The sequence below is a fragment of the Fertoeibacter niger genome, from assembly GCF_009380135.2.
GTDB classification, from domain to species: domain Bacteria; phylum Pseudomonadota; class Alphaproteobacteria; order Rhodobacterales; family Rhodobacteraceae; genus Fertoeibacter; species Fertoeibacter niger.
The window spans coordinates 86,967-109,301 of record NZ_WHUT02000012.1 but is presented as its reverse complement, the minus strand read 5'-3'; the positions used below and the strand labels follow the sequence as shown (position 1 = coordinate 109,301).

Below are 22,335 nucleotides of genomic sequence, written 5' to 3'. Positions count from 1 at the left end.
TTTTGTACAAGGCGGATCTCCGCTCCGTTTTCACGCCAGACCGGGGTGGTCGTCTGACAAGCTCTCATGCAGTGACCATAGAGAATCGGCTCGCAACGTTTCTGGGCCATCCCAATTGCGGGTGTTGTCAGAGAGCAGGAAGTAGCTCGCCTCCTGCGGCCCACAGCCTTGAAGTTCTTGTTTGCATGTTGGCCGAGGTATTCGGGCATTAATAGTCAGTCTCAAGATACACCCCCGAGCAGTCGTAGGCGACCGATGCCGCCGTTGCGCGGTTGTTCATGAACAGCCTCGGCGACAGGAACTGGGTGTTGGCTGGCAGGTCAGCAGTGATCTCCTGCTCGAACACCGCGTCCGAAACCTCATCCACCACCCGCACCCAGACCGAGCTGCCATTGAGCGGTGCCGCGATGAAGAGGGTCAGCACCCCGCCGGTCGCGATGCTGAGAACCACTCCCATGTCTGTCAGGGTCAGTGCACCGGTGCCGTCGTTCGCGACCAGTTGCCAGCGGGTGTGAGTGCGTGCGCAGTTGAACGACCGCTTGCGATTGCGCCACGCAATCAGGCCGACCGTCAGCTAGCCATGCGCGCGGCGGCTTTGTCGCAGTTGCCGCGAAGGTCATAGGTCGTCCGGCTCGAAGATATAGCCTTCGCCGCGCACGGTGCGCAGCACCTGGGGGTGGGCGGGGTCCACCTCGATCTTCCTGCGCAGGCGTGAAATGCGGTTGTCCACCGACCGGTCATAAGGGTCCCACGCGCGGTTGTGGGCCAGTTCAAGGATCTGGTCGCGGTTCAGCACCCGGCGCGGATGGGTGGCGAAGACGTAGAGCAGGTCGTATTCCATCGCCGTCAGCGACAGGCTGTTTCCGGCCTCGTCGAACAGCAGACGTTCGGTCAGGTCGAAGACGCATTTGCCGAATCGCATCCGGTCGGGCGGGCGGCCGTTCACCACCACAGGGTTCATGGTGCGGCGCAATACGGCCCGGATACGGGCGCGCAGTTCGGCCAGTTCGAAGGGCTTGGGCAGATAGTCGTCCGCCCCCATCTCCAGCCCCACCACTTTGTCGGGCAGCGAGCCCATCGCCGTCAGCATCAGGATGGCGCAGCGGTGGTCCGATTTCAGCCAGCGCGCCAGCGAAAGCCCGTCCTCTCCCGGCATGTTCAGGTCCAAGAGCACCAGGTCGGGGCGGACTTTCGGCACCAGACGCCGCAGGCTGGCGCCATCAACCGCCTGTTCGACAGCGTAGCCCTGCATCCCGACGAATTCGACGAGCGTCTCGCGCATGTCGTGATCATCCTCGCAGACGATGATCCGGGCCTTTTCGCCCTTCAGCGTCGGCGCTGCGCGTGGGGTCATGGATCAGGCCCTCCCAAGCTGCTCAATCTGCAACAATAGTTAATCCAGGGAAGCGCGCAATGCACCAGCCGGCCCCGGCTTTGCGACAATTGCGACAAATATTTCGCGAGTGGCGCACGGTCTTGCGCCGCTCTGCCCCTGCACAAGGCGTCACGCACTGCGACAATTGCGACAAACCTCCTTACGCTGCGACGCAGAAACGAGCGGACGATGCGGCAGAAAGCCCGCATCGAAACAAAGGAGGCAGCGATGCCAAACAAGATTATCAATCTAGAACCGCTGATCGAGAACGTGTTCAAACCCGTCGACGGCCTGATCGACTTTGACTACGAAGTGCACGGCGGCACCAAGGACGACACGATCTGGACGCTCGACGGCAACGACCTGATCTTTGGCGGGGGCGGCCATGACGACATCTGGAGCAAATCCGGCTCTGACACAATCCACGGCGGTGCAGGGAACGACAAGATCGTTCAGGCCAACTTCACGGTTCTGACCTATGAAAAGCTTGTTGCCTATGGTGACGAGGGCGACGACACGCTGTCTGGCTGGGAGGGCGACGACAGCCTGTTCGGCGGCTGGGACAACGACCTGGTCGAAGGCTGGGAAGGCGCCAACTATCTGTCCGGCGGAAACGGCAACGACACCATCATCGGCGGGTTCGACGACAAGGCCGACACGATGGTCGGCGGGATCGGCGACGACGTTTTCGTGTTGTGGGACTGGAGCGGCGACAAGGTGGTCGAAGATCCGACCGGCGGCCATGACACGCTGATCGTGCAGGCCGGCGCAAAGCTTACCCTCGCCGACTATGTCGAGGACCTGATCGTTGCGGATGCCGCGTCGGAATACAACAACGCTTACAAGTCCGATGACCTCAGTTCGGTCCTGACCGGCAACTGGATGGCCAACACGATCATCTCGACCGGCGGCTGGGACACGCTGAAAGGCGGCACGGGCGACGACACCCTGAAGGCTGGCGCTGGGCATGACAAGCTCTATGGCGGTGCGGATGACGATGAGCTGACGGCGGGGACCGGGAATGACACGGTCTATGGCGACAGCGGCTATGACGTGGTCTATGGCGGCAGCGGGGCCGACCAGATCTATGGCGGGGCTCATGGTGACACACTGCGGGGCGGGGCGGACAACGATACGCTGTGGGGCAACGACGATGATGACAAGCTGTTCGGCGAGGGGGGCACCGACCAGTTGTTCGGCGGCGGGGGCCATGACAGCCTTGTCGGCTCGGGTAACGACTCGCTCTTCGGCGGCGCGGGCAACGACACCTACAACGTCGATGCCTCGGCCAAGGTCATCGAGGGCTTCGATGGCGGCATCGACACGGTTCTGACGGATGAGACCTACCTGACCCTGGCCGAAAACGTCGAGCGACTGTACTTCGACACCGAAAAGCACCACACGGGCACCGGCAACGCGCTGGCCAATGTGATCGAAGGATCCTGGGGCGAAAACCCGGCCAAGGCCGTTTCCACCTTCTACGGCCTGGGCGGCAACGATACGCTGAACGGCGGCAACGGCAACGACAAGCTCTACGGCGGGGCCGACCATGACACGCTGAACGGCGGCAACGACGACGACCGGCTGGACGGCGGCACCGGCAATGATGCGCTGTACGGCGGCGCAGGGAACGATGCCCTTGCGGGCGGTGCGGGGCAGGACAAGCTCTATGGCGGCGAAGGGGCCGACCGCTTCGTGTTCTACGCAGTGTCGGATTCGACGGGTGCCACCTATGACAAGGTGGTGGGCTTCGACTTCGGTGCCGACAAGATCGACCTGTCGTTCATCGACGCCAACACCACCCTTGCCGGCAACCAGACGTTCAACTTTACCGGGGACAAGCCGTTCTTCACCAGTGCGGGCGATCTGTGGACCGAGGTCGGCGGCGCGGGGATCAAGATCTTCGGCGACATCAACGGCGACGGCGTGGCGGACCTGAACATCGTGGTCTACGGCATCGGCAACCCCTACGAGGTCGATTTCCAGGGTTCGGATTTCATCCTCTGACCTTCGGGCCCAGTGCCATCAGAATGGCGCGCACGGACTCCACATCGAATGGTTTTGCCAGAACCGGACGACCGGCGCGGCGCAGGCTTTCCTGCGCCGCGCTACCCAGCACATCGCCCGTGACAAAGGCAAGACGCGGCACAGCCAGCGGATGGGTTGCCGACAGCACCTCCAGAAACGACGTCCCGTCCAGATCGGGCATCCACAGATCGGCCAGGATCACATCGAAATCGCGTGCGGCCAGTGCCGCCAGCGCGCCGTTGGCGCTGGTGCGCACCTCGGTGCGGTGGCCCAACACCCGCATCAGATCAGCCAGCGCCTCGGCCACATCAATCTCGTCATCCACGATGAGCGCCGCACCGGTGCCTGTCTCGGGGACGGCGGAAACGGTCTTGGCGTCAGACGTCGCCGCTGTTTCGACTCTCGGCAGGGTCAACCGGAACCTCGCCCCTCCCGCGCCCGGCGCCACGTCCAGCGTGCCGCCATGGCCTTCGATCATTGCGCGCGAAAAGGACAGGCCCATGCCGGTGCCCTTGCCTTGATCCTTGGTGGTGAAGAACGGCTCGAAAATGCGCCCCCGCTGGTCTTCGCTGACCCCCGGACCGCTGTCGGCCACCTCCAGCCACAGGCTGCCGTCCGCCGACTGCCCGGTTGTCAGGGTCAGCGTCCGTGCGACGGCCGGGTCAAGCGCCTCCATGGCCTGAATCGCGTTGAGCGCAAGGTTCATCACCACCTGATGGATCTGGTCCGGATCACCGGTCGTTTCGGGCAAACCGTCCACGAGGTTGCGCCGCACGGTGATGACCGCTGCGCGCAACTGGAAAGCCAGCAAGTCTATCACCTGCTCGACCAGCGCGTTCAGCCGGATGACCTCACGCACAGGCGGGCGCTGCCGGGCCAGGGCAAGGAACGTCTGCACGATGCGCACGCAGCGATCCGCAGCCCGCCCGATCCGGGCAGCGCGCGCGGCAAGGGGGGTGCCTTCGGTCTCCATCCCCAGCATCTCGGCCTGAGCCTTGACTACGGCCAGCGGGTTGTTCAATTCATGCGCGACACCCGCCAGCAGCTTTCCCAGGGCCGACAGCTTTTCGCTTTGCAGCAGGGCCCATTGGCTGCGCTGCACCTCGGCCGCCGCCAGCTTCAGCGGCGTGATGTCGATGTCAAATCCGCCGATCCGCCATTCCTGCGCGCCCTCGGACCACAGTGGAAAGCGCAGGACCAGCGTCCATGTGTAGGCATCCCGACCGACGAGGTATTCCTCGACCGCCTCGGATTTCTGCGTGGCCAGCACCCGGGCATCATTCGCCTGCACCATTTCGGCCTCGGACGGCTCCAGCAGGTCATCCGCGCTGCGCCCCAGAATGGACTCGAGCGGTCGCCCGAAGACCCGTGAAAACTCCGGGTTCGCCATGATGTAGCGCCCGGCGCCATCCTTCAGATACATGCCGATGGGCGCATGCTCCATGAAGGCGTGCAGCCGCGCCTCGCTGTCGTCGCGGGCGGCCTCGGCGGCCCGCTCACGCGTCAGGTCACGCAGCGAGGCGGCGAAATGTCGGGTGTCGCCGGTGATGACCTCGCTGATCGACAACTCGACCGGAAACACCTCGCCGCTGGCGCGCATCGCCTCGATCTCGACCCGGCGGTTCAGCACATGCGGCACGCCGGTCGCCATATATCGGGTCATCCCGGCCTGATGCGCGGCGCGCAGATGCTGCGGCACGATCAGATCGCCGATCGACCGCCCGATCGCCTGCGCGCGCGAGTGGCCGAAGATGGTTTCGGCGGCCGGATTGAATTCCACCACCAGACCCGCCTCGTCCACGACGATGATGGCGTTCAGCGAACTGCGCACCAGGGCGGCCAGCAATGTGTCCGGATGGTCTGCCAAGGCCCGACACCCCCCTGCCGTCGCGACAATTGCGACAAGTTCATGCTGCATGCGCGAAAATGGCGCGACGCTGCAGCGCCAGATTACCGGTCATCAGAGGTGGGTCAAGCAGTCCTGCCCGACAGGAGAAACGTCAATGACCCAGACCAATGCACAATTCCAGATTGTCGAAAATTGGCCCGCAGCAAGCCACCTGCGCAAAAAAACAACCGGCTTGCACCTGCGGGAAATCACCAAGCCCCACCGCCCCGGACGTCTTGCCCGCCTTGTTGCGGCGGTGCTGGCAGCCGACGCGCGGTATCGCGAATCTCAACATGTGGACCGGATGTGCGACCGCATGCGCGCGGACATCGGTCTTCCCCTGAAAGGTGCCGAACCGCGCCGGCTGGAATTGCGGGTCGAGGTGATGGAGCGATGGTGATGGCGCTTGAAACCGTTGCAACCGGTCTGGGCCTGCTGGCGGCAGGGATGCTTGTCGCCAGTGCCCTGATCACTTCTCCCCGGCGGATGCTGCAGGTGCAGACCGGCGTAGGTCTGGCCTTTGGGGCACATTTCCTGATGCTGGGCCTCGTGCCTGCGGCGGCGATGAACGGTTTGGCCGCAGTGCAGGCTGCGGCGGCCATCCTGGCCTTGCGGCGCCCTGCTGCAAGCGTGGTCGGCTATGGCATCATTCCGATGCTCTGGGTGGCCGGCACCGTGGCCTGGTCTGGCCCGCTGACGCTTCTGGCGGTTGCCGCGATGACGGTCGTGGCGCTGGCCCGGATGATGTCCAGCGAGATGCCGATGCGCTTCGCCTTTCTTGCCGGATCGGCGCTGTGGTTCACCCATGACGTGCTGGCCATGGCCTGGATTCCGCTTTGCGCCGACGTTCTGTGCTTCGTCATCGGGCTTGGGTTCATCCTGCACCGCAAGGGCGTCGTCCCGGCCCGGTTCGCAGCGGGCTTTTCCCAGCGCCTACGCGAATGGCGAAATGCCCTGACCGCCGAACCGCGCGCCGCCGCATGACCCGAACACGAATTGCACAAACGTTGTGCCGGGCGGTTGCCGCCCGGCGCACTGCCCATGCCACTCCTCCGGCAAGCCGATCTTCATGGCGGAACAGGCCTTGACCCATGGCCCGGACATCGCACTCTGAGCCAAGCGTCCGGATGGGCATTCTCAAATGCGCCGCAGCGACAGGGCCTGCCATGCCTTCATCCGGTCTGCCGCTACCAGAAGCGGTATCCGACCTGATGCTATTGGGATGCAACCGCCGTTCGAAAATACGCCACGGCAAGGTTCTTCAGCTGCGCAATGACCTTTGCTTGTTCGTCCGGGTCTGCCTTTGCTGCACGGTCAAACAGCACGATGGCGCAGTCACCGAATACGGAATGCATGCGCTCCCAATCCTCATGGCTGCCTGCGATGTTCCACGCTGTCATGAAGGGGCGCAGGGCGGCGGCAACGTCCAGGCTGCTGCGGCTGTATTCGGCATAAAGCACCGGGTCGAGAATGAAGCTGCCCTGCAACGCGCGTGATGTGGGGTTGTTCGCCCAGTCATCAACGGCAGTGTCGATCATGGCGGGAATCAGCTGTTCTAGCGGCGCATCGGGCGGCGTCCGGGCAACGAGGCCGCAGAGTGAAGCAGTCTGCTCTTCTATGAAGGCGACCGCCAAGTAGCCGACCAAGGCATCACGGTTGGCGAAATACTTGTAAAATGTAGAAATGTTCACGCCGGCGCGCGCAGCAACAGCATCAGACGTCAGGTTGCCAAAGCCGCCTTCCGCAAGAATCTCGCCACCTGCCTCAACCATCTTGTGGAACTTTGCGATGGCGCGCTCTTGCTGTGGTTGGACGAGCAAAAAGTCTTCAGGCTTCATTGAACATTCCTCTGGCGGCCAATCTAGACAAGAAACGCAGCAAGGGAAACCCACGTCCGGAACTGCACCAAGCCCATGGGTGCAGGTCTTTTCCCAATTTTATCAGTGGTCTGGCCGCAACACTCTCATGGCTCATACCCAAGTCTCTTGGCTGAAGCCGTAGGAAGTCCCAAAAACGCAAGAAATACTTGACTTATGGTGGCACCCTCGCAAAACTGATTGGACAGCACGCGATTGTGAACAATCCCTCGACCCCGAAACCCGAGACATCCGCCGATGTCACGGCGAGCGTTCTTCGCCCGCCATGGCCGGGCTTTGTCCAGAACGTCTGGTTGGAGACAGAATCAGAACGATACCAACCGGGATGGGAAAACATGGAACATGCGACACCGCTTCAGGCGAACAATCTGAAGAACAATTTGATCGGTCTTGGCCTGCTGGTCTTCCTGGTAGTATCGGCAGCGGGGCCCCTGGCAGGAACTGCGGGGGCAATTCCGATCGCCATGCTTGCTGGAATCGGCGCCGGTGTTCCGGGCACTTTCGTCATCATGGCGGTCATCATGCCGATCGCAGCTTTCGGCCTTGTTGCGCTGGCCCGTCGTATTCGCGATGCGGGGGCCTGTCATGCGCATAGCGCCCGCACCCGGGGCGGCGAGGCCGGAGGAACCGTCGCATTGATCGGCTTTCCGTGCTGCAACGAGCCGGCAGTTTCAGCCAGGGCTCTGGTTTCGCTTGGGGTTGTCATCGGCCTGATCGCTGCCTTTGCGATAGTTGCAAAGGGTGGCGCGGGCGATCTGGCCTACAGCATTCTTGATCCGAACCTGATCTTCGCCGGCGGCGGCATGGTGGCGGCGATCCTGTTCACCTTCGGCGCGCGCATCCGGATTGAGGCGACGGCGATCTGTACCGAAGAGTTGCGCGATCCGGATGTGACCGTGCCAAAAGCCACCCAAACCATGCATTTGACAGTTGAAAGGCAATCACATGACTCGTGATCCCAGACATGACGTCCTTTTCGAACCCATCCAGCTAGGGCCAAAAACCCTGCGCAACCGGTTCTGGCAGGTGCCCCATTGCAATGGTGCAGGGTCCGACAAGCCCGGGTTTCAGGCCATGCACCGCGGGATGAAGGCGGAAGGCGGCTTTGCCGCGGTCTTCACCGAGGTCTGCATGGTGGCCCCGGACAGTGACGCCATGCCATGGGTCGGATCGAAACTGATCGATCAGGGGGACATCCAGAACCTGCGGATGATGACCGAAGAGGCCCATCGTCACGGCTGCCTTGCCGGTGTCGAACTGACCCACGGCTCCAGCTTTTGCTTCAACGCCGAAACCCGGATGCCGAACCGGGCACCGTCGCAGATTCCGAACGAGATGGAGGGCATGTCCAGCGCCCGTGAGATGTCATTGAGGGACATCCGCAAGATGCAGCGCGATCATGTCGATGCGGCCTTGCGGGCACGCGAGGCAGGGTTTGACCTTCTGACGGTGTTCTGCGGTCTGGCGACCGTGCCGAACTACTTCCTTTATCCCTGGAACAACAAGCGCACCGACGAATATGGCGGCAGTTTTGAAAACCGCGCCCGTTTTACCGTAGAGCTGATGCAGATGATGCGCGCCGAGATCAAGGACTGCGCCATTGGCATCCGCTTTCCGATCGACACGCTGGATGCGCCGTTCGGCTATGGCGATCAGGGCATTCGGGCTGAAGGTGAAGGGGTGAAATTCATCGAACTGCTTGACGATCTGGTAGACTATTGGGACATCAACATCGGGACGCTGAATTGGGGCGAAGACGCCGGTTCCTCACGCTTCTTCGAGACCAACCACGAGGCCCCCTATACCCGCCACGCCAAGCGCGTCTCTAAGAAGCCCGTCATCAACGTCGGCCGCTTTACCGACCCAGATGTGATGGTCAAGGCGATCAATTCGGGGCAATGCGACATCATCGGCATGGCGCGACCGTCAATCGCCGACCCCTTCCTGCCCAACAAGATCCGCGACGGGCGGTATGAGGACATCCGCGAGTGCATTGGCTGCAACGTCTGCGTCAGCCGCTGGGAAAAGGGCGGCCCGCCGATCTGGTGCACGCAGAACACAACAGCGGGCGAGGAATACCGCCGCGGTTGGCACCCGGAAATCTTTGTGCCGACCCGAAATCCAGAACCCGCCGTGATGGTGGTGGGCGCAGGCCCCGCTGGTCTTGAATGCGCCATGGTGCTGGGCAAGCGCGGGTATGAAACCGTGCAACTGGTCGATGCGGGGTCAGCCGTTGGCGGGCACCTCAACTGGGTGACGAAACTGCCGGGTTTTGGCACCTGGAAACGGGTGGTTGACTGGCGCAAGACCCAGCTGAGCCTGCACACGCATGTAGGCATCGAATTGAACACAAGGCTCAGCCTTGACGACATCCTGAACTATGGCGCGCAGCATGTGATCTTTGCGACAGGCTCCAGTTGGGACACCACGGGGATGAGCGCGCCGATCCATGACTACATCGCTGGGGCAGATGCGTCCAAGCCCGAAATCGTGACGCCCGACCAGTATGTCCGCGACGGCAAGGCGGTCGGCAAGCGCGTGGTGGTGATCGACCATGACGCCTATTTCATGGGCTCTGCCGTGGCGATCGATCTGGCCGAAAAGGGCCATGAGGTGGTCTATCTGACCCATAACGAAAGCGTCGGCCCCTATCTGCGCTATACGCTGGAAGAACAGCGCGTCCACATGAAGCTGATGGAACTGGGCGTCAAACTGCTGCCACTACAGTTCGCCGTGTCCGTCGAAGGCGGCAAAGTGACCTCGGTGAACAAGTGGACCAACGAGGAAACCGAGACCGCCTATGACTCGGTCCTGATGGTCACCTGGCGAAAGTCGGAATGCGCGATCTATGACCAGTTGCAAGCCCAGCCCGAGCGGTTGAAAGAGGCCGGTATCACCTCGATCCACCTGATCGGCGACGCCCATACGCCGGGAATGATCGCGCAGGCCACCTTTTCGGGCGCGCGTCTGGCACGTGAGTTCGACACCGAAGACCCCGACACCCACCAGCCCTTTATCCGCGAACGCCGCCTGATCGGGGCAACCGAGGAAGATTACCGGCTGGGCGCGCAAACCCTGTCGGCAGCCATTGGCGGAGGACGGTAGAATGACCTATCCCGATACCCTTATGCCCACCCCGCTTGCCGCGCTTTATGGTGATGGGGTGGTGGAATGGATGGATGTCTTTGGCTTTGCCATTCCCGTCACTTGGGGCGACCCCGAAGCCGAGTATGACGCCATCCGCAACCATGTGGCGGCAATCGAGTTCTCGATGCTGCTGAAATACGACGTGACCGGGCCGGGGGCCGCCGATTGCGTGAACCGGGTCTTTTCGCGCGATGTGACGGCGATGAAGCCGGGGCGGGTGGCTTACGGAGTGGTCGTCGACGTGGACGGTCATATGATCGACGATTGCACGGTGTTCTACCACAGCCCCGAGCGCGTCATGGTGATGGGTGCAAATTCCCGTCTGGGTGAAGATCTGACAGCCTCCGCCGGTCCGGGCGTGCTGGTGCGGGAGTGCCGTGCCGATCATGCCCAGATTTCGGTGCAAGGGCCGAAGTCGCGCGCCCTGCTGCAAGATCTCACCGCGCACGATCTCTCCAACATGGCGCTGCCCTACTATGATTTCCGCACCGGCGTGACCATCGCCGGGATTTCCATGCAGATCAGTCGCCTGGGCTTCACGGGCGAGCTTGGCTACGAGCTTCTCCTGCCCGTTGCAAGAACGCCGGAACTTTGGACAGCCCTGACGACAGCGGGGCAGAAACACGGCCTGAAACCAGTCGGTGGTGCGGCCCTCATGATGGCCCGGATCGAGGCAGGGCTTATCATGGGTGGCCTGGAATATGACCATACCTCAACGCCATGGGAATGCCGTATGGGCTGGGCTGTGGATTTGGCCAAGCCGGAGTTTCAGGGAAGGACAGCACTTGCCGCATCAAAAGGCAGCGCAAAGAAAACCGTCGCCTCGATCGTTTTTCCCGAAGGGGCCGATGGTTTGGATGGGGCCGAGATCACGGTCAAAGGCAGTCTTGCCGGAGTCGTGAGCATGGCCATACCTTCGCCAGCACTGGGCGGGAAAATGCTCGCTTTGGGCCGGATCGACACAACACATGCTTCGGAGGGAACAGTTGTCTCCGCCGCGGGCCATCTCGGATCTGTGGTCAAGATACCGGTCCATGACCCCGACCGCAGACGCACGCGCGGGTGACGCAGACCGCAGGGCTGTGGACCCCTACCCGCGACAAGCGCCCCTGGCGCGGCGATCCGCCACGTCGCGGCGGCATCGGTTATCCGGCGTTCGGAAAGGCCAACACCGCAAGGTCCATCGCGCTTATCAGATATAGGGGTGGTCCAGTAGATCATGACGACGGTGAAACCCTGCCCGACCAGATAGCTCACCCCCGGGTTTTCGGGCGGCAGATCAAGGTTGCGGTGTTTCATGATCCAGATCGGAACGATCATGATCGGCCGGGCGTGGAGTGCCGCGCGCCGCACAGTCGGGGGCGTTGTGTGGACGGTGCTGTTGCAAGTGTTTGGGGGGCGGCACCATTGCGGGCAGTTTCGCCGGCGTCCGGCAGCAGCGAGAAGGGCATGGGAAGGCGGCTTTCGTTTTGGTGGTCGCATCATGATTTCAACCCCAGCCGGATCTGCTTTTCGATTTCTATCAGTGCGAAAAAGGCGGCGCCGATGGCCACGATCAACACACCGTCCATCAGCGGAACGGGCCTTGTGCCCAGCACCGCCTGCAAGGGCGGCAGGTAGGTGACAGCGAATTGCGCGGCGGAGATGACAAGGACGACGCTCCAGACCACCTTCGTCCCGCGCGCTGCGGCCCATGTCAGCGAGGTGCTGTGGATGTTGCGGATGAAGAACAGGTGGAAGATTTCCAGCACCACCAGCGTGTTCATCGCCATCGTCTGCGCCAAAGCCAGCGGATAGCCTTTGCCCGTGGCATAGGTGAAGATGCCAAAGACCGCTGCCATGAACAGGGTAGCGACCAGCACGACATGCCAGACCAGTTCGCCCGACAGGATCGGCGCATTGCGGGCACGCGGCGGGCGGGCCATTGTGCCGGTCTCGGTCGGCTCAAACGCCAGCGCCAGGCCAAGTGTGATGCCGGTGATCAGGTTGATCCACAGGATCTGCACCGCCGTCACCGGCAGGGCCAACCCTGCCAGCAGGGCAAGCACCACAACCATCGACTCGCCCGCATTGGTCGGCAGGGTCCAGCTGATCACCTTCTTTAGGTTGTCATAGACCGTGCGGCCCTCGCGCACGGCGGCGGCGATGCTGGCAAAGTTGTCGTCGGCCAGCACCAGATCGGCGGCCTCTTTGGCGGCTTCCGACCCCTTCAGGCCCATCGCAATGCCCGCATCGGCGCGTTTCAGCGCGGGCGCGTCGTTCACCCCGTCGCCGGTCATCGCCACCGACAGGCCATGCGCCTGCAGCGCGGTCACAAGGCGCAGTTTGTGCTCGGGGCTGGTGCGGGCGAAGATATCGACATCCGCCACTTCCAGCGCCAGTTGCGCGTCGTCCAGCTTGTCCAGATCGGCCCCGGTCAGCACGCGGTGGGGGTTCGCCAGCCCGATCTGCGCGCCGATGGCGGCGGCGGTTCCGGCATGGTCGCCGGTGATCATCTTCACCCGGATGCCTGCCGCCCGGCATTCGGCCACGGCGGCAATTGCCTCGGGGCGCGGCGGGTCGATCAGGCCGACGAGGCCAAGGAAGGTCAGGCTGTGGTCCAGCGTGGCCGTATCGATCTGGTCGCCCGATTCTGGCCGCTCTGCCAGCGCCAGCACACGCAGACCGCGCCGCGCCATCGCCTCGGCCCGGTCATGCCAGTGATGCATGTCGATGCCCGCGCACATCCGCAGCACGCGTTCCGGCGCGCCCTTTACATGGGTCACGCGGCCCTGCGGCCCCTCGGTCAGCACGGCCATGAAACGGTGACGGCTGTCGAAGGGGATCGCGTCCAGACGGCGCGCGGTGGGGCCACTGCCGACCTTGCCCGCAAATGCCAGAAGCGCGCCCTCCATCGGGTCGCCCTCGACCATCCAGACACCATCCTTGCAGCGAAGGGCAGCGTCATTGCACAGCGCCGCCGCCCGGGCGAGCCGTTCAAGATCACCCGCCGGGTGATGGCACCTGTCGGCGCATAGCCCTCGCCATCGATGGCAAAGACGCCTTGCGCCGTCTCTGTCGCAGCTACCACCATTTCGTTGCGGGTCAGGGTGCCGGTCTTGTCGGTGCAGATCACCGAGACCGAACCGATGGCCTCGATCGCAGGCAGGCGGCGGACGATGGCGTTGCGCCGAGCCATGGCCTGCACACCGATGGCCAGGGTGATCGTCATCACGGCGGGCAGGCCTTCGGGGATTGCCGCCACGGCGACGCCGACCACAGCCATGAAAAGATCGGAAAAAGGCATGTGGCCAACGTAATAGCCGTAGACGAGGAGCAGCCCCGCCACCAGCAGGATCAGGAACGACAGCCAGCGCGCGAAATGGTCGATCTGCGCAACCAGCGGCGTGGTCAACTGTTCCACCCCAGCCAGAAGCCCGCCGATGCGCCCGATCTCGGTGCCCGCGCCCGTCGCCACCACCAGCCCGCGCGCGGTGCCGATGGTGACCAGCGTGCCCGACCACAGCATCGACCGGCGGTCGCCAAGGGCGGCATCAGCGGCGACCGGGGGCTGGCCCTTTTCCACGGGCACCGACTCGCCGGTCAGGATCGCCTCTTGCGCGGCAAGCCCCCGCCCCTCGATCACCCGCAGGTCGGCGGGCACCTTGTCACCCGCCTCCAACAGAACGATGTCGCCGGGCACAAGGTCGGCCCCGTCCACCGTTAACCGCTGCCCGTCGCGCAACACGGCGGCTTTCGGCGCCAGCATGCCCCGGATTGCCGCCATTGCCGCCTCGGCCTTGCCCTCCTGGACGAAGCCGATGATCGCGTTCGCCAGCACCACGGCCAGGATCACCCCGGTATCCAACCAGTGCTGCAGGGCGCCCGTCACCACGGCCGCAACGATCAGCACATAGATCAGCACATTGTGGAACTGCCGCAGAAAACGTGCCACCGGCCCGCGCGACCGCACGTCCGGCAGGCGGTTTGGCCCATGTTCGGCCAGCCGCCGTGCGGCCTCTGGCGCGGTCAGGCCATCAGGCGTTGCGGCAAGACCGGCAAGGCAATCGGCGGCGGGGCTGGCGTGCGGCTGGGTCAGGTGCATCATCGCGCCGTGTAGCCGCCGTCGATGACGATCTCGGTGCCGGTCACGAACTTCGCCTCGTCCGAGGCCAGCCAGACCACCGCCCAGGCAATGTCGTCAGGCTCGCCCATGGTGCCGATCGGATGCGCGGCCCCCGCCGCCGCCTTTGCCGCCTCCAGATCAGGGGCGGTGGCGCGCAGGTGGTTTTCCACCATCGGGGTCCAGATATAGGCGGGGTGGATCGAGTTCACCCGGATCTTTTCCGCCGCATAGGTGATCGCGTCGTTCTTGGTCATCAACCGCACCGCGCCCTTGGAGGCATGATAGGGCGCGATGCCGCCAACCCCGATCAGCCCGGCAATGGACGACAGGTTGATGATCGAGCCTTTGCCGGCTGCGCGCAGATGCGGAATGGCGTGTTTGGTGCCAAAGAAAACGCCCTTAACGTTCACCGCCTGAACCCGGTCCCATTCCGCCTCGGACACCTGATCGGTGGGTTTGGGGCTGCCGGAAATGCCCGCGTTGTTCACCAGCACATCGAGGCTTCCAAACCGGGCGGCTGCAGCGTCGATGGCAGCCTTCACCGCGGCCTCGTCAGCCACATCAACCGGCCAGAAGGCTGCCTCATGGCCCTTTGCCACCAATTCGGCGGCCAGCGCCATGCCCTCGGCCTCCAGCAGGTCAAGGATGGCGACCTTTGCGCCTTCCTCCGCCATGCGGATGACACAGGCGCGGCCAATGCCCACGGCACCCCCGGTCACGATGGCGGTTTTTGTGTCAAGACGGTTCATGGTCTTGTCCTTTCCTGAGTTGGATTGACTTGCCAGGGCGCGGCCCCGCACCCTGCCTTGAAAGCATGAAGATCACGCCCGTGCTGACCGAACGACGGGATCAGCGCGCGACGATGACGGTGCAAGGCGCCCGATTGGCCACATCCATGGCGACAGAGCCCAGAAACAGCCGCGACATCCCGCGCTTGTCACCAGTGCCAATGACGATGGCATCAATGTCATGTTCAAGCGCGTGGTCGATGATCCCGGTTGATGCCTCGCGCGCCACCGTGATCCCGGCCAGGGCCGGTTTCTGCCCGTTCCTCGCGACCACATCGCAGGCCTTGTCAAGTATGGCCTGCGCCTCGTCGTTGGTCCAGATCAGGGCCTGCGGCCCACGCGGGGACCGACCAAAGGAGACATTCACCACCAGAAGCGAGAGATCAGCAGAAAGCTTTGCCGAAAGCTGGATCGCTGCACGCAAGGCGATATCTGCGTGCTCGGACCCATCTACACAGCACAGGATGTGTTTCATCTGTTTGCCTTTCCCATTCAATCAACGTGACAGGTTCTCATCGTCATTCCATGCCTCGCCGCACGGCTGCGGGCAGTCTGGCACCAACACGGTTCACAAGCGCCAATCCTGCGGCCTTCATCTGCAGGCCGGTTCAAAGCCCGCGTTTTCCTTTGTGTTCAGGGTATCTTCGAACTGCGATCTGGAACTTGTGACCCTGCCGGCGAGGCCAGAGGAGCGGAAGCTTCGGTGGCACTACCTCTCGGCGCCGCTCCACGAGCAGTCAGAAACCTCGAAAAATCGGTGTCCGAAACGCGCCAGCCCTTCCCGATGTCGATGGCGCGCAGCGCGCCTGTCTTGATCTGCCGCCGCACCGTGGCCTCGGCCACTTCAAGTCTGCCAACGACGTCCTGCACGGTCTGATAGTGATCCTGCGGCGTGGCCTCCACCCGTTTGACGTGTGGTGAAGTATAGTCGCTTTCGGCTTTGTTTGATTGATTTGGATCAATGATCGCCAGGCAATTCCCATCTGGTCGCATGGCGGCGATGATCCCGACGCCGGGACAGCCGCTTTGAACCGGTGCCAGGCCATGCCCGTTCCCCGCAGGCGATGCGTCATGCACAGTCGCATCGCCCCGATGCCGCTGACCTATTGATTGGCCGTCGATACCCGTCTGATCGCGGGCCTTCGAACACCCCGCGGGGCGCGGTTCCGGTGATGCCGCGCCCAGGACTGATGCCGATCGTATTCAGCGTGCCAATGAGATGGGCACACCGGACTTGCATTGAACCCGCATCATGTTGGCAGCCACGGCGCTGACAACGGACCGGTTCATGCAGCCGGGTCGATCTGGGGCGAAGGCTGCCGAACGGGGAAGCCGATCACTTGCCCAAAGAGCAAGACCGCGCTTCGGCGGCACATCCCGCAAGCACAACACCGCTTGACTGGCACAACCCCGTTGCCGAAGCCCTGACCATCGGACAACTTGCGCACCAAGGTCAGTGCGGCGAAACACCACCACCCGGTCGCCCGTCAGATCATCCCGCAACCGGCGGGGCGTCGCGGACAAGACGCAGCCAGTGATGGATGCAGGCCACCGATGCAGGTTCGTCCAGAAACGGAACGTGACCCCTGTCAGCGGCCTCGGCAAAAACCATGTCAGGACGCAGGCGGTGCATCTCGGCGGCGGTCTCGCGGCTGATCACGTCAGAATTGGCACCGCGGATCAGCGCCAGCGGCAGCCCGGCGCAGGCCTCAAACAGCGGCCACGCCGGCGGCAGCGGCCCGGCCAGCGCAGCATCAAGGCCGATCCGCAGCGCCGGGTCATAGGTCAGTCCCACCCCGCCCGAAAGCTGCACATAGTGCCGCACCGTTTCCTCTTGCCAGCGGGTGTCGGGCACACGCTGGAACCCCGGCATGGCCGCCGGCATCCGGTCGGCAACCTCCTGCAGGGTCGCGACGGTGGGGGCGACCCCCACATAAAGCCCGATCCGCGTCAGCCCGCCGCGTTCCAGCACCGGCCCCACGTCGTTCAGGCACAGCCCCAGAAGGCGCGTCTTCTGGGTCGCCGCAATCACCATGCCCAGCAAACCGCCCCGCGACGATCCGACCACCGCCGCCCGGCCGATCCCCAGATGATCCAGCAGCGCCAGCGCGTCACGGGTTTCCTGCGCCACGGTGTAAGTCTCGGCTGCTGCCCAGTCCGAGCCGCCCCGCCCGCGACTGTCCAGCCGGATCAGGCGGACATCGCGCCCCAGATGCCGCGCCAGATAGTCGAAATCACGCCCGTCCCGGGTCAGTCCGGCCAGCGCCAGCAGCGGCAGTCCCGAACCGTCGTCGCGGTAGGCCAACCGCGTTCCGTCTTCGGCCCTGAACGTTGCCATCGCTGCCCGCACCCCCGCCCTGTTTCAGGCTGCGGGATACTCTGCAAATCCCTTGCCCGCCTTGCGCCCCAGATAGCCCGCGCTGACCATCTGCTTCAACAGGGGGCTGGGGCGGTATTTCGGATCGTCGAACCCGTCATAAAGCGTTTCCATGATGTTGAGCACAACATCCAGCCCGATCAGATCGCCCAGCGCCAGAGGCCCCATCGGGTGGTTGGCCCCCAGTTTCATCATGCTGTCGATGTCTTCGGGCGTGGCCAGACCTTCGTAAACGCAATTGATCGCCTCGTTGATCTGCGGGGCCAACAGGCGGTTGACGATGAACCCGTAGCTGTCTTTCGACACGCGCGGCGTCTTGCCAATGGCATGGGTCAGCGCAGTCACCGCTTCGGCCACGGCATCGGTGGTTTGCAGGGCGCGAATGATTTCAACCAGTTGCATCACCGGGACCGGGTTGAAAAAGTGCATCCCGATCACCCGCCCGGGATGGGCCGAGGCGGCGGCAAGCTGCGTCAGCGAGATTGACGAGGTGTTGGAGGCCAGCACAGCATCAGCCCGGCAGATCGCATCCAGCTTGCCCAGGATCGCCGCCTTCACCTCCAGCTTTTCCACGATCGCCTCTATCACGATGTCGCGGTCGGCCATCAGGTCGAGCGTGGTGGTCATCGTAATCCGGGCCAGCGTGTCAGCCGCCTGCGCCTCGGTCAGGGTGGCCTTTTTCACAAGACGGGCCAGGCTGCCCTCCATCGTCTTGCGCGCGCGGTCCAGGGCCGCGTCGGACAGGTCTTGCAGCACCACCGGAAACCCGGCCAGCGCGCAGGTCTGCGCGATGCCATTGCCCATCGTTCCGGCGCCGATCACGCCTATGTTGCGCAGGTCGGTCATTGTCATCTCCCTTCGGGGGCTTGCGCCGCCATCATCAGTTTCAGACCAGGGTCATTTCGGGAATGTCGCCGGGCAGAATCAAGTTCGCTTCGGTTGCCACCAGGATCGCCTCGACGCTGACGCCGGGCGCCCGTTCGCGCAGCACAAGGCCGGCTTCGGTGGGTTCGATCACCGCCAGATCGGTGACAATCAGATCGACGCGGCGCCGCGCGGTCAGCGGCAGCGTGCAGCGCGGCACGATCTTGGATGCCCCCCGCGCGGTGTGCTGCATGGCGACGATGACGCGGGCGGCCCCGGTGACCAGATCCATCGCGCCGCCCATGCCCGGCACCATCTTGCCCGGCACTTTCCAGTTGGCCAGATGCCCGGCCTCATCCACCTGAAGCCCGCCCAGAACCGTCATGTCCAGATGCCCGCCCCGGATCAGGCCAAAGCTCATCGCACTGTCGATGCTGGCGGCCCCCGGCACGGCCGATACAAACCCGCCGCCCGCATCCGTCAGATGCGGGTCTTCCATACCTTCGGTCGGGCGCGCGCCCAGACCGATCACGCCATTCTCGGCCTGAAAGAACACGCCCAGACTGGCAGGCACGAACCCCGCCACCAGCGAGGGCAGCCCGATCCCGAGGTTGACCAGCATCCCCGGCTTGATTTCCTGTGCCACGCGGCGGGCGATCAGATCCTTGGCATCCATCATCGCCCCCTCAGCTTGCACGGATCAGCAGGTGATCGACCAGAACACCCGGCGTTTTCACCGCATCCGGCGGGATCACACCCACCGGCACGATGCTGCTGGCCTCGGCGATCACCGTCCGGCCGGCCAGCGCCATCACCGGATTGAAATTATGCGCGGTCAGCATGTAGCACAGGTTGCCGACGTAATCGGCCTGCCAGGCCGCGAGCAGGGCAAAGTCGGCCTTCAGCGGGGTTTCCAGCAGAAACCGCTTGCCCTCGACCTCGATCACCGGCTTGCCGTCTTCCACCTCGGTGCCAAGCCCGGTCGGCGTCAGCACGCCGCCAAGCCCCATGCCACCGGCGCGGATGCGTTCCACCAGCGTGCCTTGCGGCACCAGTTCAACCTCGATCTCGCCTGCGATCATCTTGGCCTGCGTTTCGGGATTGAGGCCGATATGGCTGGTGATGACCCGCGCCACCGCACCCGCCGTGATCAGCTTGCCGATGCCCTTGCCGGGCATCGCGGTGTCGTTGGCGATCACGGTCAGCCCGCGCGCGCCCCGCGCCACCAGCGCGTCGATCATCCGTTCCGGCGTGCCCACCGCCATGAAGCCGCCGATCATCAGGCTGGCCCCGTCGGGGATCATCTCGGCCGCCGCCGCCGGAGTTATTGCGCCCTTCATGCCGCCTCCTGTTCCGTCAGCCCCACGGCGGCACGGGCCGCCCGGGCGATGACCAGTTCTTCGTTCGTCGGGATGACCATGACGGTCGTGGGCGCACCGGCGGCTGAAATCACCGGTCCGTTGTCGGCGTTCCGGGCGGGGTCTAGTTCGATCCCCATCCAGGACAGGCGCGCGCAGATGCGGGCGCGGATCAAGCGCGAGTTTTCCCCGATGCCGGCAGTGAACACCAGCGCGTCGATCCCGCCCACCGCAGCCGCCAGCGAGCCGATCTCGCGCTGGCAGCGGTATACGAAATAGTCAATCGCCTGCTCTGCCTCAGGGGTTTCAGCGGTTTCGAGCATGCGCATGTCATTGGACAGCCCCGACAGGCCCAGCAACCCGGATTGCCGATACAGAAGATCCGAGATCTGCGCCGCAGACATGCCTTTCTGATCCATCAGATACAGCAGCACGCCGGGGTCTATCTGGCCGCAGCGCGTGCCCATCGGCAGCCCGTCCAACGCTGAAAACCCCATGGTCGAGGCCACAGAGCGACCATTGTGCAGGGCGCACATCGAGGCGCCGTTGCCCAGATGCGCCACGATCACCCGCCCATGCGCCACTTCGCCCGGCAGGACGCTTGCGATATAGTCATAGCTCAGACCGTGAAAGCCGTAGCGCCGCACACCTTCGTCATACAACGCACGTGGCAGGGCGAAGGCGTCATTGATCCAGGGCTGGTTGCGGTGAAACGCCGTGTCGAAACAGGCGACCTGCGCAACCCCGGCAAAGGCCTCGGCCGCAGCCCGGATGCCGGTCAGGTTGTGGGGCTGGTGCAGCGGGGCAAAGGGCGCCAGCGCCTCGAGTTCGGCCATCACAGTGGCCGTCACCGTCACGGGCGCGGCATGGCTGACCCCGCCATGCACCACGCGGTGCCCGACCGACCGCAACGTCAGATCAGGGTATTGGCCCCGAAAGCTGTCGAACACCGCGCGGATGGCACCTGCATGGCTGCGCAGGTCGCCGGGCGCTGCCGCCACAGGCTGACCGTCCCGACCCTTCAGCTTCAGCGTGCCTTCGGGCCCGATCCGGTCGGCCAGTCCGGTGGCCAGCGGGCGGTCCCCCCGTGCCGGAAACAGCGCGAATTTCAGCGAGGACGAGCCCGCGTTGAGCGTGAGAACAGCCTCGGTCATTTGGCCCCCGCAAAGTGGTGGATCGCCGCCACCGCGCAGGACGCCAGCCGCGACACCGGGCTGTCAGAACGCGAGTTCAGGATGACCGGCACCTTCGCCCCCAGAACCAACCCCGCGCCTTCGGCGTGGCTGACGAAGGCCAGTTGCTTGGCCAGCATGTTGCCTGCGTCGATCCCCGGCACGACAAGGATGTTGGCCCGCCCTGCCACGCCGCCGGTCAGTCCCTTGGTGCGCGCGGCGGCCATGTCGATGGCGTTGTCCATCGCCAGGGGCCCCTCGACCAGCCCGCCCTTGATCTGGCCGCGATCCGCCATCTTTGACAGCAGCGCGGCGTCTATCGACGACTGGATCGCCGGGTTCACCGTTTCCACCGCCGACAGCACGCCGACGCGCGGCTCCATCCCCAGGGACAGCGCCAGATCGATTGCGTTCTGGCAGATGTCCATTTTGGTGGCGAGGTCGGGTGCGATGTTGATCGCGGCATCGGTGACCATCACCGGCTCGGGCTGGCCCGGCACGTCCATCACGAAGACATGCGTCAGCCGACGCCCGATGCGCAGACCCAAAGACTTGTCCATCATCGGCCGCAGCAGGTCGTCGGTGTGCAGATGGCCCTTCATCACCGCCGCCGCCCGGCCTTGATGCACCAGCGCGCAGGCCATGGCCGCCGCCGCCTCGTCGCCTTCGATGTCGATGATCTCGATCCCTGCCAGATCGGCCCCCATTTCAGCGGCGGCTGCGTGGATACCCGCCGCCGATCCGATCAGAATGGGGGTGATGATGCTTTCGCGCATCGCCAGCAGCGCGCCACCCAGCGAGTTGGCATCATCGGGGCACACGACAGCGGTCGGCAGCGCGGGCAAGGGTTTGGCCAGCATCAGCAGCGCCTCGAAATGACGATGCCGCTGCACCACCAGCCCGGGCACGTCGATGCCATCGCGCTCGAACTTTTCGGTGGGCGCCTGCACCAGCGCCTCGCCGGTCAGGATAGGGGCATCGTCCGTGCTGCGCCGGATGGTGGTGGCCAGCCGCACCACGCCACCCTCCAGCTTTTCCAGCACTTCGACGCGCACGATCACCTCTTCGCCCGCATGGGCGCGGGCGTGGAAATCCAGCACCTGGCGGCGATAGAGCGTGCCGGCGCCCGGCAGTTGCATGCCCAGAACAGCCGAGATCAGCGAGGCCACGAACATGCCCGGAGCCACCCGTTCGGTCTGTCCGTCGCCGTCCAGATCGCTGTCGGTCAGGTGCATCGGGTTGTGGTTGCCCGATGCGGCGGCGAACACGAACAGGTCGTCCGCCGTGATCAGCCGCCGCAGCTCGGCCACATCGCCGGGCTGCACTTCGTCATAGGTCCGATTTACCAGCAGCATG

At 64.1% G+C, this 22,335-nt stretch carries 19 protein-coding genes and 1 pseudogene; 6 read left to right on the top strand and 14 right to left on the bottom strand.

The features are described 5' to 3' along the window. Positions 1-208 precede the first annotated feature (208 nt). Positions 209-451 carry a hypothetical protein gene (locus GEU84_RS17595; protein ID WP_241427748.1) on the bottom strand — a complete coding sequence of 81 codons (243 nt, stop codon included), beginning with the start codon at positions 449-451 and terminating at the stop codon, positions 209-211. Between the two features lie 165 nt (positions 452-616). Continuing rightward, the gene (locus GEU84_RS17590; protein WP_152828372.1) at positions 617-1,354 is read right to left on the bottom strand and encodes a response regulator; all 738 of its coding nucleotides are present in this window, start codon (positions 1,352-1,354) and stop codon (positions 617-619) included. 249 nt (positions 1,355-1,603) lie between these two features. Between GEU84_RS17590 and GEU84_RS17585 the strand changes: the two genes are divergently transcribed. Next, positions 1,604-3,382 (top strand): calcium-binding protein, encoded by a 1,779-nt coding sequence (locus GEU84_RS17585; RefSeq protein ID WP_174539961.1) that lies wholly within the window; start codon positions 1,604-1,606, stop codon positions 3,380-3,382. Here GEU84_RS17585 and GEU84_RS17580 read toward each other — a convergent pair. After that, positions 3,372-5,270, bottom strand: coding sequence for a PAS domain S-box protein (locus tag GEU84_RS17580; RefSeq protein ID WP_174539960.1), 1,899 nt, complete (start codon positions 5,268-5,270; stop codon positions 3,372-3,374). The two genes, GEU84_RS17585 and GEU84_RS17580, sit on opposite strands and share 11 nt — an antisense overlap. Positions 5,271-5,406: 136 nt before the next feature. Here GEU84_RS17580 and GEU84_RS17575 point away from each other — a divergent pair, with 136 nt between their 5' ends. Both GEU84_RS17575 and GEU84_RS17570 read left to right on the top strand, forming a co-directional pair. After that, on the top strand, positions 5,407-5,691 hold the full coding sequence (locus GEU84_RS17575; protein ID WP_174539959.1) for a hypothetical protein: 285 nt from the start codon (positions 5,407-5,409) through the stop codon (positions 5,689-5,691). Next, positions 5,691-6,275: a YgjV family protein gene (locus GEU84_RS17570; protein WP_174539958.1), complete on the top strand. Its 585-nt coding sequence runs from the start codon at positions 5,691-5,693 to the stop codon at positions 6,273-6,275. Before GEU84_RS17575 ends, GEU84_RS17570 begins: the two co-directional genes overlap by 1 nt. 230 nt (positions 6,276-6,505) lie before the next feature. On the opposite strand, the gene GEU84_RS17565 is transcribed toward GEU84_RS17570, so the two are convergent. After that, positions 6,506-7,129: a TetR/AcrR family transcriptional regulator gene (locus GEU84_RS17565; RefSeq protein ID WP_152828368.1), complete on the bottom strand. Its 624-nt coding sequence runs from the start codon at positions 7,127-7,129 to the stop codon at positions 6,506-6,508. A 374-nt stretch (positions 7,130-7,503) separates the two neighbouring features. Between GEU84_RS17565 and GEU84_RS17560 the strand changes: the two genes are divergently transcribed. From GEU84_RS17560 to GEU84_RS17550, 3 genes are read left to right on the top strand one after another with little or no spacing between them, the layout of a single operon-like run. Next, positions 7,504-8,124: a hypothetical protein gene (locus GEU84_RS17560; RefSeq protein WP_152828367.1), complete on the top strand. Its 621-nt coding sequence runs from the start codon at positions 7,504-7,506 to the stop codon at positions 8,122-8,124. Next, on the top strand, positions 8,114-10,273 hold the full coding sequence (locus GEU84_RS17555) for an oxidoreductase (RefSeq protein ID WP_152828366.1): 2,160 nt from the start codon (positions 8,114-8,116) through the stop codon (positions 10,271-10,273). The genes GEU84_RS17560 and GEU84_RS17555 overlap by 11 nt, the downstream gene beginning before the upstream one ends. A gap of 1 nt (position 10,274) precedes the next feature. Then, positions 10,275-11,381, top strand: a complete 1,107-nt coding sequence (locus GEU84_RS17550; RefSeq protein WP_152828365.1) for an aminomethyl transferase family protein — start codon at positions 10,275-10,277, stop codon at positions 11,379-11,381. 415 nt (positions 11,382-11,796) lie between these two features. Here GEU84_RS17550 and GEU84_RS17545 read toward each other — a convergent pair. The 10 genes and pseudogenes from GEU84_RS17545 to GEU84_RS17500 form a co-directional block, all read right to left on the bottom strand. Continuing rightward, a pseudogene (locus tag GEU84_RS17545) lies at positions 11,797-14,399 on the bottom strand (cation-transporting P-type ATPase). Beyond that, positions 14,399-15,169 (bottom strand): SDR family NAD(P)-dependent oxidoreductase, encoded by a 771-nt coding sequence (locus GEU84_RS17540; RefSeq protein ID WP_152828364.1) that lies wholly within the window; start codon positions 15,167-15,169, stop codon positions 14,399-14,401. Before GEU84_RS17540 ends, GEU84_RS17545 begins: the two are co-directional and overlap by 1 nt. A 100-nt stretch (positions 15,170-15,269) precedes the next feature. Next, entirely contained in the window at positions 15,270-15,683 is a 414-nt protein-coding gene (locus GEU84_RS17535; protein ID WP_152828363.1) for a universal stress protein, read from the bottom strand. 158 nt (positions 15,684-15,841) lie between these two features. Continuing rightward, entirely contained in the window at positions 15,842-16,285 is a 444-nt protein-coding gene (locus tag GEU84_RS17530) for a helix-turn-helix domain-containing protein (protein ID WP_338144826.1), read from the bottom strand. 415 nt (positions 16,286-16,700) lie between these two features. Then, complete coding sequence (locus GEU84_RS17525; RefSeq protein WP_152828362.1) at positions 16,701-17,546, bottom strand: alpha/beta fold hydrolase; 846 nt, start codon at positions 17,544-17,546, stop codon at positions 16,701-16,703. Positions 17,547-17,570: 24 nt separating this feature from the next. Beyond that, the gene (locus GEU84_RS17520) at positions 17,571-18,431 is read right to left on the bottom strand and encodes a 3-hydroxybutyryl-CoA dehydrogenase (protein ID WP_217438605.1); all 861 of its coding nucleotides are present in this window, start codon (positions 18,429-18,431) and stop codon (positions 17,571-17,573) included. Between the two features lie 40 nt (positions 18,432-18,471). Beyond that, positions 18,472-19,125, bottom strand: coding sequence for a 3-oxoacid CoA-transferase subunit B (locus GEU84_RS17515; RefSeq protein WP_152828360.1), 654 nt, complete (start codon positions 19,123-19,125; stop codon positions 18,472-18,474). A gap of 10 nt (positions 19,126-19,135) precedes the next feature. Further along, positions 19,136-19,789, bottom strand: coding sequence for a CoA transferase subunit A (locus GEU84_RS17510; protein ID WP_152828359.1), 654 nt, complete (start codon positions 19,787-19,789; stop codon positions 19,136-19,138). Then, a complete protein-coding gene (locus GEU84_RS17505; protein ID WP_152828358.1) occupies positions 19,786-20,961 on the bottom strand; it encodes an acetate/propionate family kinase in 1,176 nt (391 codons plus the stop codon). Before GEU84_RS17505 ends, GEU84_RS17510 begins: the two co-directional genes overlap by 4 nt. After that, positions 20,958-22,334: a bifunctional enoyl-CoA hydratase/phosphate acetyltransferase gene (locus tag GEU84_RS17500; protein ID WP_152828357.1), complete on the bottom strand. Its 1,377-nt coding sequence runs from the start codon at positions 22,332-22,334 to the stop codon at positions 20,958-20,960. Before GEU84_RS17500 ends, GEU84_RS17505 begins: the two co-directional genes overlap by 4 nt. Position 22,335 lies beyond the last annotated feature (1 nt).